The 11,945-nt window shown below is 29.2% G+C and carries 14 protein-coding genes and 1 pseudogene; 2 read left to right on the top strand and 13 right to left on the bottom strand.

Features of this window, described 5'->3' with window-relative positions; genetic code table 11:
• Positions 1-345 precede the first annotated feature (345 nt).
• The 7 genes from Q0945_RS11665 to Q0945_RS11635 all read right to left on the bottom strand — a co-directional run bounded on the left by Q0945_RS11665 (position 346) and on the right by Q0945_RS11635 (position 7,391).
• Positions 346-957 carry a hypothetical protein gene (locus Q0945_RS11665; RefSeq protein WP_299434728.1) on the bottom strand — a complete coding sequence of 204 codons (612 nt, stop codon included), beginning with the start codon at positions 955-957 and terminating at the stop codon, positions 346-348.
• A gap of 51 nt (positions 958-1,008) precedes the next feature.
• Positions 1,009-1,590, bottom strand: coding sequence for a Crp/Fnr family transcriptional regulator (locus Q0945_RS11660; protein ID WP_299434726.1), 582 nt, complete (start codon positions 1,588-1,590; stop codon positions 1,009-1,011).
• 1,072 nt (positions 1,591-2,662) lie between these two features.
• The gene (locus tag Q0945_RS11655) at positions 2,663-3,565 is read right to left on the bottom strand and encodes a sugar phosphate isomerase/epimerase family protein (RefSeq protein ID WP_299434724.1); all 903 of its coding nucleotides are present in this window, start codon (positions 3,563-3,565) and stop codon (positions 2,663-2,665) included.
• A 39-nt stretch (positions 3,566-3,604) separates the two neighbouring features.
• Positions 3,605-4,603, bottom strand: a complete 999-nt coding sequence (gene yiaK, locus Q0945_RS11650) for a 3-dehydro-L-gulonate 2-dehydrogenase (RefSeq protein ID WP_299434722.1) — start codon at positions 4,601-4,603, stop codon at positions 3,605-3,607.
• A 220-nt stretch (positions 4,604-4,823) separates the two neighbouring features.
• Positions 4,824-5,777 carry a prolyl oligopeptidase family serine peptidase gene (locus Q0945_RS11645; RefSeq protein WP_299434720.1) on the bottom strand — a complete coding sequence of 318 codons (954 nt, stop codon included), beginning with the start codon at positions 5,775-5,777 and terminating at the stop codon, positions 4,824-4,826.
• Between the two features lie 490 nt (positions 5,778-6,267).
• Complete coding sequence (locus tag Q0945_RS11640) at positions 6,268-6,657, bottom strand: RidA family protein (protein WP_299434997.1); 390 nt, start codon at positions 6,655-6,657, stop codon at positions 6,268-6,270.
• 170 nt (positions 6,658-6,827) lie between these two features.
• Positions 6,828-7,391, bottom strand: a complete 564-nt coding sequence (locus Q0945_RS11635) for a Crp/Fnr family transcriptional regulator (RefSeq protein ID WP_299434718.1) — start codon at positions 7,389-7,391, stop codon at positions 6,828-6,830.
• Positions 7,392-8,060: 669 nt separating this feature from the next.
• On the opposite strand from Q0945_RS11635, the gene Q0945_RS11630 reads away from it, so the two are divergent.
• Positions 8,061-8,537: an Hsp20/alpha crystallin family protein gene (locus tag Q0945_RS11630; RefSeq protein ID WP_299434716.1), complete on the top strand. Its 477-nt coding sequence runs from the start codon at positions 8,061-8,063 to the stop codon at positions 8,535-8,537.
• Positions 8,538-8,743: 206 nt separating this feature from the next.
• Positions 8,744-8,851: pseudogene (locus tag Q0945_RS11625) on the top strand (IS110 family transposase); the annotation flags it as partial.
• A gap of 31 nt (positions 8,852-8,882) precedes the next feature.
• Here Q0945_RS11625 and Q0945_RS11620 read toward each other — a convergent pair.
• The 6 genes from Q0945_RS11620 to Q0945_RS11595 form a co-directional block, all read right to left on the bottom strand.
• Positions 8,883-9,311, bottom strand: a complete 429-nt coding sequence (locus Q0945_RS11620; RefSeq protein WP_299434714.1) for a DUF1330 domain-containing protein — start codon at positions 9,309-9,311, stop codon at positions 8,883-8,885.
• A gap of 56 nt (positions 9,312-9,367) precedes the next feature.
• Complete coding sequence (locus Q0945_RS11615; RefSeq protein WP_299434712.1) at positions 9,368-9,934, bottom strand: Crp/Fnr family transcriptional regulator; 567 nt, start codon at positions 9,932-9,934, stop codon at positions 9,368-9,370.
• Positions 9,935-9,996: 62 nt separating this feature from the next.
• Positions 9,997-10,191, bottom strand: a complete 195-nt coding sequence (locus Q0945_RS11610) for a helix-turn-helix transcriptional regulator (protein ID WP_299434710.1) — start codon at positions 10,189-10,191, stop codon at positions 9,997-9,999.
• Entirely contained in the window at positions 10,188-10,643 is a 456-nt protein-coding gene (locus Q0945_RS11605) for a hypothetical protein (RefSeq protein WP_299434708.1), read from the bottom strand. Before Q0945_RS11605 ends, Q0945_RS11610 begins: the two co-directional genes overlap by 4 nt.
• A gap of 302 nt (positions 10,644-10,945) precedes the next feature.
• Complete coding sequence (locus tag Q0945_RS11600; RefSeq protein ID WP_299434706.1) at positions 10,946-11,248, bottom strand: hypothetical protein; 303 nt, start codon at positions 11,246-11,248, stop codon at positions 10,946-10,948.
• 175 nt (positions 11,249-11,423) lie between these two features.
• Positions 11,424-11,945: IS3 family transposase (locus tag Q0945_RS11595; protein WP_299434704.1), on the bottom strand; the 522-nt coding region annotated here is incomplete at its 5' end.

The following is an 11,945-nucleotide window of genomic DNA, read 5'->3' as shown; positions in this document are numbered from 1 at the left end:
GGTGTTTTCTAATAAGTCTATTTGTTTTTTTATGTTTTTCCTCTTTTCAAGGACGTATAAGGATGTGTAAAGTAAATTTTATACTTGTTTAGCTTTTCTGCGGTAAGTTCGTCTAAGATTTTGAGTTTAAAAGTTTAAGAATGCCACCAAATTACTTTGTCTTTTTTGTAGATATTTTTTAAAATTATGGTGCCTTTATTTAGAGCAGGACATTGTTTTTTATAACAGAATTAATTAGAATACAATTGTTTTTTTGGATAACAAGTAACTTAATTAAAAAGAAATAAAGATTTGTGTTTTCATCCAAACCGTTATTTCTTTTATAAATTTATTATATGTTAGTTTTTATTTACCAATCATGATATTAAACTCTTTAGGTATTTCGATTCCTGAAAATCCATTTGTTAACCCATAAAAAATAATTAGTGTTGCAATAAATCCATTTATTAAAATAATTTTGGATTGTTGTTCTACAGTTAAACCAAATAGTTTTTTCTTCATTTTATGATAATGAATTGCAGCAGCGTGTCCAAAAAATGAAATAACAGCTAGTCCGTAATAAGGAATAAAAAACAAGTTCATAGGAAAAGTGTTTAAACCGGCTGCTCCAAAATAAAAATTTGTATCAAGATTTAAAATATATCGGCCAACCAATACTGCACTAATATGCATGATTAAAAAAAATGCTAGATACAGCCCAGTCCATACTTGCATTTTCTCATAAAACCCTTTAACTATTTTCCGTTTTGAAAAGAATAAATTTAATCCTGTAATGATCTGTATTATCACAGCAATCAAAAGAATTGTTTCTACAATTATGTTTCTGTAGATAAATCTTAGCTTATTCATTAAATGAATATGAGCCTCTGCTCCAAAAATACTTACGAAGTGATTAAATAAGTGTAAACCTACAAATACTGTAATTATCAGACCTGTAAAATAATGTAATCGTTTCATCTTTTTTTTTACAAAGTTCTGATAAATTAAGTAAGTTTCATTTGATATAAATCAAATTCGTTTTTTAAGACTTCTAATTCTGCTTAATGTTTCAAGGGTTATCCCTAGATAAGAAGCAATATGAGTTAAGGGTATTCTAGTTGTAATATTAGGGTGAATAGTTAAAATATTGTTATATTTCTGTTCCGCATTCTGAAATTGAATAGAAGTTATACGTTCTTGTTGACTCAACATGGTTTTAGTTACTATAACTCTTATTAAACGTTCATAATCATGGTATTTCATAGAGAGTTCTTCAATTTGTTCTCTTGAGAATTCTACTAGTATAGAATCTTCAAGTAATTCAATAAAATGAGGGCTAGGTTTATTTGTAAAAAAACTTACAATAGAGCTTATAAATTCATTTTCAAATGCAAACCAATCAGATATATCTTTTCCATCTTTTAAATAATAAGCCCTAGCACAACCACTAACAACATAGTATGTTTTGTCAGAAAATTGGCCTTCACGAACAAGCGTAAAATTTTTTTTTAATTTTAAGATTTTTGCTAAACCTATTAATTCTTGTTGACAATCATAAGTTAGGGGAGAATATGTTTCACTAATCTTTTTTATAATGTCTTCTTCGTTCATATATTTTGTCCTGAAATAGAGAAACCTTTTTTGGGTTTATTTCTACGGTTCAAATGATTTTTTAAGCCGTTTAGAAGGAAAAAAAATAGTTTGAACTGGGTTTGTTTTTAAATCGTAAAATTACTTTATTTTTTAGATATGATTAGTATTTAAATATACTATTTCAGAACAATGGCTGCCATTCTATTAAATGTTTGCCAATGGCTCTTATCTATTTTAAGTTCAATTCTCATTAAATGGATAGTATAATCAAAAAGAACAAAAGCGACGATTAAGATTATGTTATACAGTGGAAGCTATATAGATGTTTTGTCCTTAAATAGGTTGATTATTTTATGATGATTAAAAAGGTTAATAATTTTAGATGTTTTTTTAAATTAATATTGCTTATAGATAAAGCGCTTAGCCCAGTTAGAAACATAGTTCTTGTTGCCTTTTTTAGCTTGATTTAGGCTAAAAAAGTTTGATCTAGATAAATTCCTTACAGGACTCTGTTAATTATTTAACCATAGAGTTTTCATAGCAATGATTATCTTCGGCCATACTGTCGTTTATCTTTTTTCTTTTGAGTTCCTTGGAGTATACATTACTGCAATATTGAATACCTCTGTCTGAATAGTGAATTAGTTTTTTGGGGTAATAAGTCAGCAATGAGTTTTAAATAGCAGAATCCCTTTATAGTTCTGATATAAGTTATATCTGGGACCCAAACTAGGTTTGGTCTACTGATTGCAAAGTTTTTTTACAATGTTTCCGTATTTGTAAAACCTGTGATAAGAATTAGTTGTTCTAGAGGAATATTTTTTAATTATAAGTTTATTTTCTCATAGAATACCGAATAACTGGTCTCTTCCAATTTTTATATTGTTTTTTAAAACTCATTTTTCAATGTACTCAAGGAAACAAATAAAAAGATATGAGTAATATAACTTTAGATTAGATGAATAAATAGTATATTTTACATACATTTTATTCTTTTGCTTAGTTGATAGTAAAATATTTTTTGTTGTTATTTTACATGCTGAACCATTTTGTCTTTATACCATCGCAAGCAATAATTTCAATTGCCATTTTAGTAAAGCCCTGATTTAAATTCGCTAAACATATTTTTTATAATTGCTTTTGTGTCACCTTCTTTTAAACTTTCAAACGACACATAGCCACGATAATTACTAGATTGTATAATTTTAGCAATACGTTGTAAATCTGCCGAAACTTTAGTACTATCTTTTTGTTTTACATGCTCTTTTACAAAAAAGTAGTTGGCATAAGGAGCAAGGTTTTCAATTTCTTTATAAGGGTCGCTAGAAGGTAAACTTCCACAATCTAAAATTAATCCAAACCAGTTTGAATTTACTCTTTTCAACATGTCAATAATTTCTTCACTTGTAAATAAAAATTCATCATGATTCTGCAGACCAACAATGACACCGTTAAGTTCGCCATATTTGGCACAGGTTTTAAAGTCATCCGACATCCATTCCTTTACATCCTCTTTTGAATAGGAATCACTTTTATGTTTTCCCGTAAAAATTCGCATTATAGGTGATCCTATTTTAGAAGAAACCTGTAACCAGTTTTTGATAAGTTCAATGTCATTATTTCTTTTTACAAGATTAGGATTGGCAAAGTCATTTCTAACACCAGTCCAAGCAATGTCAAGTCCTAACTCAAGAGCTTTTCTTTTTAAATTAAAAAGTTCTTTGTTTGTTGGTGTTTCTGGATAAGAATTGAAATAATAACCCGTTAAATCTACCGCATCTAAACCAATATCTGCCGCGTATTCCATCATGTCATAAAAGGTCATTTCTCCGCTTCTAAGTTCTGAATTAAACGAATACGCATTAATGCTGTATTGCAGTCTTGATGTCGTATTTATTTTTATAGGGCTGGTGTGAGCCATTAGTTTGTTAACTCCTAAAACTAAAGGTGCTAGCACTAAATTTTTCAAAATGTTTCTTCGTGTTATATTCATAGTATTTACATTTATGGGTAAGTAGATTTTTTATTTTTCTTAAAGTGCCATAATCTTTTCCCAAATACTTTTATTGACAAAAATGCCTTCTTTTAAATTTTTTGCTCTGGTTTGTGAGCTTCGTTCTCCTGGATAGTAAATTGTATCTCCAGGATTTATTGGTTCTACATTATGAGTAAAATTAATAATTTCTTCTAAGAGTTTTTCAGGTAGCCCATTGTCTTTAAAAACTTTAGGATAAATACAGATATAAACTTGGGAAATGGCTGTCTCAATTTCTTTTGAACTTATTTTGTAGGTAGAGTTTCCTGCAGAAAGTATGGTAGCCAACATGTCTAACACCATTGATAGGGCTGATCCTTTCCAAAAACCAATGGGTAAACCACGCTCTTTTGATAAAATTTTATCAGGGTCATTTGACAATTCATCATTGTTATCCCAACCCCCATGATAGGGTAATTTTTCTCCTTTAAGTTTATAGTCGTTAATCTTACCGAATGAAAACTGTGAAAGTGCCATATCCAATATAACATGTCCTTTTTTTCTTGGTATAGATACAACAAAGGGATTATTACCTATTTTGCTGTCTTTTCCACCCCATGGCGGCATGTTTGGTTTAGTATTCGTAAAAAGTATCGAAATGCAATTGGCATTAGCTGCTTGTTTTCCATATGTTCCACCTCTCATCCAGTGATTAGTGTTACGTAATGCTACCATGCCCATTCCATGTTGTTTTGCTAATTCAATAGCTCTGTTTGTACACTTAGTAGCATTTACAATACCAGGGCCTAGGTTTCCATCCCAACGTTCTATGTTGCCAAAAGAAACTACTTTTTTTGCTTCTGCATCAATGTTAATTATTCCTTTTTTTACATATTCTATAAAAAGAGGCACTCGATTGATACCATGAGAACTAACACCATCTAAAGTACTTTCCGTAAATACATTAGCAAGTAATTTAGCTTTCTTGTTGGAGAATTTATATTTAATAAAAAGCTCGTAAAGAACCTTTAACATGTTTTCGGGTAAAATTTGCATGAATATCTTTGTCTAATTTTAATTGTTTACATCTCGACTGTTTTAGTACGGGAATTAAAAATAGTGAACTTTCGATTAAACATTTTACCAAAACTTTTTATTTTGTTTTATCTTTTTTGTTCTAAAGCCAAATCAAAAGATTTGGCGGAATTGGTTTAAAGCTCTGAACCTTGGACTAAGTACTAAAATACGTATTATTTATAGCCCTTGTGGGTAAATGTTATTTTAGGTGATTTTTGAACCATTCAATTATTTCCGTAAATGAATCAAATTTTGAATAGGGCAAACTGTGACTTTTTCTATCGTATATTTTGAATTTATATTCTTTATCAAAAAAATCGAGTTGTTGCACAAGTTCAATCGCTCCCGTAACAGATACTCTCCCATCTTGTCTAGAATGTAAAATATAAATAGGTGTATTTATTTCATTAGCCCATTCTACTGCAGAACGTTCATTGAGATATTTTTCGCTGTTTTTATTAAATTCGGGTAAAATATTGGCTAATCCTTTATAATTATACTCTTCTTCTAAATCTGACCAACCACTTATAAATATAGGTCTTTGTATAGATTGCAACTTTAGGTCTGCAACACCACCTATTACAGCAGCTGCATTAATATTAATTTTTTTGAGACTTTGGTATGTCATCATTCCACCTCTCGAAACACCTATCATAAAAATATTATTACTATCTACATAATTAATTTTCTTTACTATTTCATGCAATTTAAGAACATCATTTATATCATCTCCTCCAGATTGGTCTATTTTTCCCATATCTCCAACAAAGCGGTAATTAGATGCGTAAACAGCAAATCCATTTTTAGCAAGCCAGTAAAAATCTGGTAAATCTTCTTCTGATAATCTTCCGAAATTCCCCGTACCCCCTCTATTATAAATAATGACAGGCACTTTCTTACTAGTTTTTTTTGGACGACATGAGTAACCACTTATCTCAAAACCATCGCATTTATATTTGAATGTCTCAAAAATGTATTCCTTTTGATTTCTAGCTTTTTCGTATGATAAACTATCATATCTATATTTTCCAATTGGGCTAATTTCCTTGTACGTTTTTTTTATTTCAATTTGATTTATTTTATATATACCAGATTGAGAAAATACTTGTGTATATTCAAAGAAAAGGATGAATAGTAGGTTAATTATTTTCATTTAACTGTATTTTTTTTGTCCTGAAATAGGTTGCTCTTTTTTGATGATTTAAAAAGGTTAATAATTTCAGATTATTTTTGTTTTTTCGATACGATTTGTAGTCTATGTTTTGATTTAAGTGAACACTGTTAGGCGTGTTTAAATTTAGACACTAATGAGTTCTAAAATTGTTATAATGGGTTTTACTTTCTGCATTCAGGGATTTAGAGCAACAAATATTGCTTTTTTGTTTGATACTAAGCTACATTTTTTAGTTCAAAACCCATAATTTCCTGTGGCGTTTTATAACAAATCTATAATTTTAGATTTGTTGCGTTAAGTTCTTGAGTACGTATTGATGTTGAACCATAAAAGGTAGCGGATTTTTATGCGCTAACTTTTTGGATAATAATTTACTGAATTTAAAAAAAATAACGACTTGAGTTAGAGTTCAAGCCGCTATTACTTTTATACCTTGTAGGGCATTCGTTTTTAGTACTTTAATCAAATATTACCTTACAACAGTAACTTCTAATTCTACTTTTAGTGTTTCAAAAAGACTTTTTACTTCTAATAAAGTACTAGCTTGTTTTATATTGTGTTTGGCTATCCAATTTTGGAAAACATCAAAACAAGAAAAAAGCTCTTCTGATGAAGTGGTATAGATATTTAATCTAACAATATTTTTACATTCATATCCAGCTTCCTTAATAACTTTCTCTAAATTATCTATAGATTTAATTAGTTGGGTTTTCATATCAGCAGTACTTGATTTTCCGTCAGAATCGATAGCTGTTTGTCCAGAAACATATAAAGTTCCCTCAGGTTTTGTTACTTCAATTGCTTGTACATAGCTTCTTTCATTTTGCCATTTCCATGGATTTATTATTTGTTTTTCCATCTGTTTCTTTTTTTCGTTTTGTGCAAATGTTGACACAGTAGTTAATAATATAATTGCTAATAATTTTACTTTACTTCTCATAATTATAGTTTTGTTTTTAGACTACAAATATTTGAATAAAAGTATTGTTCGCGCGTGACAAACATCACAATTATAAAGAAGTGAAAACTCTATAAAGAAAACCTACTAAGTGTTTCACGTGAGACACCTAAGTAAGAAGCTAAAAGGCTTTTTGGAACTCGTTGAAATAATACGGGATGTTGTTTAAGTAACTGATCATATCTCTCTTTAGCATTTGAAGTTAGAAAAGATAAAATTCTATTTTGTGAAGCAATATGTCCTGAGTAAGATTTCTTAAGAAAAAAAAGCTCCATTTTTGGTAATTCGGTTGACAGTTTTTGATAATTTTTATGACTAATTGAATATACACTGGTATCTTCAATGCATTGTAATGACATTTTAGATTTAGTCTGCAAAAAATAAGCCGAGAAATCACTTTCCCACCAATCTTCCATTGCAAATGACACAATATGTTGTTTGCCATTTTTGTCGTTGAACACTAATTTCAAGAGCCCGGAAAGAACATAATAACAATAATTTACATTTTCTCCTTCTTGAATAAGAAAATCATTTTTTTTATACTTTTCAAATGTAAAATGTGATAAAACAAATGTAAATTCGTCATCTGAAAGAGGAATTAATTTTTCTATATGTTCTTTTAATTTTTTCTTCATTATGAGTTCTAATTTCTGAGGCATTGGTAAATGATGCCCAACGTTTCTGCTACGATTTTGGGCTATAAAAATGTACGCTAACCAGTCAGCCAGAGTTATATTTTAAAATTATTTTACATAGATAAAGTACTTCGCCCAGTTTAAAATGTAACCACTTGTTACCTTTTTTAGTTTTCAATTCAGTTGGCAAGTTATAAATTCAAACCTATAGATTTAGTAGATTCAATCTTCTAAATTTTCAATTTAACTATGAGTTTACAATTTACCTATAAAATTCAGACAAAGGAAATTGGACCGAGTAATAAGTCCGTCTGAGTGAATTATTTTTCATTTAAAAAGTCAGCCAGAGTTATATTTTAAAACTACCGAAATATTGATGCCGAAACATTAAAGATAATGTTGTTGTGTGTAGTGCTTATCCACATCTTTGTGTTAGAGATTCTTGTTTTTTATTTTCTTCTTTTGATATATTTAAAATGTCAATTTGACATTTATTTGAGCGGAAAAATGATAACCTTTCTGAAAAATTGACAGCGAAACACGTCATTTTAATAAAACATTTAGGATAAAATATGGTTAATCTATTTTGGTATTTTATTTGTTCTATTGAAGTCGAAATCAATAGAGGTTTCAAATTTGAAATAATGTTTAATTTAAAATTTTGTAATTATGAGCAATTTAGTTAGTGTTCCTAAAAACGGAAGTTTAGCGAACAGCAATTCAAATCAAAATTTCCCAACTTTGTCAAATTGGTTAGATGACATCTTTAATCGAGACCTACCATCAGTATTTAGCTCAAACTTCAATACTGGAATTACTTTACCAAAAGTAAATATCAAAGAAACTGCTGATGATTTTACGGTAGAAATGGCAGTTCCAGGTCTTAAAAAATCAGATTTCCAAATTGACATCGATAATCAAGTATTATCCATCTCGACAGAGACAAAGGAAGAAAATGAACATAAAGAGGAGAATTATACTCGTAGAGAGTTTGGTTACTCTTCTTTTAAAAGAACCTTTACTCTACCTGAAAGTGTAAATGATGAAAAAATTAATGCGAGTTATAACGAAGGCATTTTGAGTATTTTCTTACCGAAAAAAGAAGAGGCAAAACAAAAGCCTGCTAGAACCATTAAGATTTCATAATCGATTTACTAATTTTTTTTGATTCAAGTGTAAAGTAAATAGTAGGAGACCGAGTAATTGGTCTCCTCTATACTACTAAAAATGTTTAATCCTTAAAATTTAACGCAATGAAAAAATATATTTTATTATTTATAATTGGCTTGTTAATTTTCAGTTGCAACAGTCAAAATAATGACATGAAAAATACTGAAACAAAGGAAAGTGATGAAAAAATAGTTTTAATAGCAGTGTCGAACAAACTGTTAAAACAGGCTTTTGCAATAGCTAAAACAGGATTGCCGTATGAAGAGAACTTTGTTTCTAAATTAGCTTAAAATTGTTTGTTTTTTAATTCAGTTCTTTTTGTTAGGTGTAATTTTTTATTTCAGTTGTTGGTAGTAATCTAGAATCTTCTAATCCCGCAGTTCTATGCCCAACATTATTTAAATAAATTTTACTTTCGGCAAATTTCATAAATGTTTGGACTGATTGGTGTTCAACTAAGAGAACAGCATCCCATTTTTCTGATTCAGGCCCAATTAGGAAATTATTACTCGCTCCATAAAATAGAATTTTACTTCCTAATTTATTAAGCTCTACTAATGTGTTATTTGTATATAATTTATAAGCTTCTTCTCCACTAATGTCTTTTTGTGGTTTTATAGACTCTAAATTTGTATAATCAGCTTTAGATTTAAACTTTAATAAATTAAGCATTACAATTTTCCCTTTTTGATGGAAATTTAAATAGAATTCTTTGCCCGTTTCTGGTGTTGCGTTAATGTGCTTATTCATATTTTATTATTTTCCATAAATGTTAGAATAATATTCTAAACATTCATTGATATAGGTCAAGAATGGAAAGCAACTTTATTTCTAATTCGGCTAACTGTTTCCGGACTTACATTTAGATAAGAAGCAATTTCATATTGCGGAATTTCAGTAGCAATTCTTCTATTAATCTTAACCAATTTTAGATATCTTTCTTCAGCATTTAAAAGTCTAATATCCTCTAGCTTTTTTGCCGTAGAAATGAATAGTTTTTCAGATACTTGTCTTGCTATTTTTTCTACAAATGAGTGTTTACTTGCTAAATCTTCAAGTTCCTTTCTGGTTATTATTTTTAGTACAGAATTTTTAAGGCAAACAATTTCCTTATTTGATTCTTCTTGTCTTAAAAAACTATAATAATTTGCCACGAACTGATTTTCAAAGACAAAATCATCAATAACTGATTTATCATTTCCTATTAAAGTACACTTTAAAAGTCCTTTCTCAACAAATCCAATTCTATTAGAAATCTTTCCGTAGACTACAAATTTTTCCCCCTTAATTAAATCTATTTTTTTAAAAGAAGCAGAGAATAAAATAGCATCAGATTCTGAAATTTGAAAATTATTTATAAGGAATTTTTTCATTTTCGTAAGTAGGCTAAAACCAGCAATTAATTTTATACGGTGTTGGCAAATCGTTTTTTAAATTATTCTTCAATATTAAATAAATATTCAACTGTAACTTTAAAAAAATGAGCCATTCTGATTGCTAAAGTAACAGAAGGATTAAATTTGTTTTTTTCTATTGCGTGAATAGTTTGTCGTGAAACATTTATTTCTTTCGCCAATTCTGCTTGCGTTAAGTTGTGTCTAGCTCTTTCTACTTTTACAAGATTTTTCATAAATACATTTTTCTTTTGATAAAGAATATTATTATGTAAGACCAAAGCAATGGAAATATAAAATAATCTAAAGTCAGTTTTAAATCTTTAGCTAAAATATACATAAAAATTGTAACTAATATTCCAATTATAAAAGTTAGCTGAAAAGATTCTAGACGTAATTTGTCTATGAAATCGTCTTCTACTTTTTCTTTCGAAACCATATAGATTAACATTGCAATTATCGCAACAAAATCAATTCCATAACTTAACCCTCCGCCAGAGAAGGCATTTAAAAGACCTAATATTCCATTATCAGATTCCGTTCCTATTTCGTAAGCATTAATCCCTGATATTTTATATTTATTGATTGAATTATTAATAAAGTTTAGACTTCCATTAAGTAGAGAGGCAATGATAAAAAGGATTAATCCAAGTTTTTTACACCAATTTGGTAATATATGCGTTTTCATATTCTATTATTTTTAAACAAAAGTAAATAAAACTTTACATTTAGTAAAATAAAATAGATTATATTTAAATTTCACTATTTTTAGGATGATGTTAATTTGAAGTAGAAGTAGAAGAGATGAATATTACGAGTCGCCCGAAATGTCTTGTCCTGAAATATGGTTTACAACGGTCTCGTATAACCGTCAGTTACGGGTTAAATTAGCGATTATTTTCGGTTTAGCACGGACGTTAGCAATTCCGAGTGGATTCGGACGTAGTCGAATCCGCCGTAATTGCGGTTATACATTGTTACCTACAGTTTTTATTCTTCATTCCAGTTAATTCCGTTCCACATTTGTCCATTTTTATAATATTCTAAAATTGATTTTTTCGCTAACTCAAAGTCAACAAGCCAATTTGCTGGGTATTCATCCTTTTGTCCATTGCTTAACAAGAAATCTACGTAAAGTTCAGAACTATTTTCAGAAATTTTTGGCACATAGGATATGTCTTTTTCTAAATCTTGAAACATTAAAAATACTTTTTTCTCAATTTTATTTGTCAAAACAGTAAGTGATGATTTGTCATTTTTATACAAACAAATTTCGCTGAATTCATTCTTCATTTCGATATTCATTACACTGCTCAATTCAAACTCCGAGTTAATTTCAATTTCTTTGTTGTTAAATATACAGTTTGTCATTTTGTATTATACTGAAATAGGTTGACCTTTTTGTCCGTTCAAAAGATTTTTTTCAGCCGTTTGGAAGGCAAAAAAATAGTTTGAACTAGGCCTGTTCTTAAATTGTTAATTCAGGTAAATTTAGTTTATTTTTTCGATAGGATTTGTATTTAATGTTTGGATTGAGATGAACTTCAGCTGGTTTCCTTAGGTCCAGGCTAAAATGTGTTCTAAGATTGTTGTAAATAAATACCGCCTGTTGTGTCATTTGTTGCGCTATTTTGGTATTTTTTATTGTTTTTTTGAGTCCGTATTCATGTTTTAAAGTTCTATTGATACGTTCGGCCACAGCGTTTTCGTACGGGTCGTATTGCTCTGTCATACTCATTGTGATGTTGTTTTCTTCAGCAAAGCAGGTGTATTTTGGGTTGCAGTACTGGAATCCTCTGTCTGAATGATGAATTAGTTTTTGATTGGGATATTTTCTGTTTTTAATGGCCATAGCGAGTGCATCTTTGCAAAGTGATGTTCTCATATGGTTGTCGAGTTTATAGCCCATGATTTGCTTGGAATAGGCATCGGTTACTAAAGCTAAGTAATTATGTCCATTTTCAGTTTTAATGTATGTGATGTCGCTTAC

Origin of the sequence: uncultured Maribacter sp. (genome assembly GCF_947500405.1) — a bacterium.
Lineage (GTDB): Bacteria > Bacteroidota > Bacteroidia > Flavobacteriales > Flavobacteriaceae > Maribacter_B.
This window is presented reverse-complemented; position numbering and strand designations above follow the sequence as displayed.

Bases quoted from the DNA above. Each gene is read 5' to 3' on its own strand.
- Q0945_RS11635 (WP_299434718.1), bottom strand. From the start codon at position 7,391: ATGAAGAAAAAATTAAAAGAACATATAGAAAAATTAATTCCTCTTTCA.
- Q0945_RS11610 (WP_299434710.1), bottom strand. From the start codon at position 10,191: ATGAAAAATCTTGTAAAAGTAGAAAGAGCTAGACACAACTTAACGCAA.
- Q0945_RS11615 (WP_299434712.1), bottom strand. From the start codon at position 9,934: ATGAAAAAATTCCTTATAAATAATTTTCAAATTTCAGAATCTGATGCT.
- Q0945_RS11630 (WP_299434716.1), top strand. From the start codon at position 8,061: ATGAGCAATTTAGTTAGTGTTCCTAAAAACGGAAGTTTAGCGAACAGC.
- Q0945_RS11655 (WP_299434724.1), bottom strand. From the start codon at position 3,565: ATGAATATAACACGAAGAAACATTTTGAAAAATTTAGTGCTAGCACCT.
- Q0945_RS11600 (WP_299434706.1), bottom strand. From the start codon at position 11,248: ATGAAGAATGAATTCAGCGAAATTTGTTTGTATAAAAATGACAAATCA.
- Q0945_RS11660 (WP_299434726.1), bottom strand. From the start codon at position 1,590: ATGAACGAAGAAGACATTATAAAAAAGATTAGTGAAACATATTCTCCC.
- Q0945_RS11640 (WP_299434997.1), bottom strand. From the start codon at position 6,657: ATGGAAAAACAAATAATAAATCCATGGAAATGGCAAAATGAAAGAAGC.
- yiaK (WP_299434722.1), bottom strand. From the start codon at position 4,603: ATGCAAATTTTACCCGAAAACATGTTAAAGGTTCTTTACGAGCTTTTT.
- Q0945_RS11665 (WP_299434728.1), bottom strand. From the start codon at position 957: ATGAAACGATTACATTATTTTACAGGTCTGATAATTACAGTATTTGTA.
- Q0945_RS11645 (WP_299434720.1), bottom strand. From the start codon at position 5,777: ATGAAAATAATTAACCTACTATTCATCCTTTTCTTTGAATATACACAA.
- Q0945_RS11620 (WP_299434714.1), bottom strand. From the start codon at position 9,311: ATGAATAAGCACATTAACGCAACACCAGAAACGGGCAAAGAATTCTAT.
- Q0945_RS11605 (WP_299434708.1), bottom strand. From the start codon at position 10,643: ATGAAAACGCATATATTACCAAATTGGTGTAAAAAACTTGGATTAATC.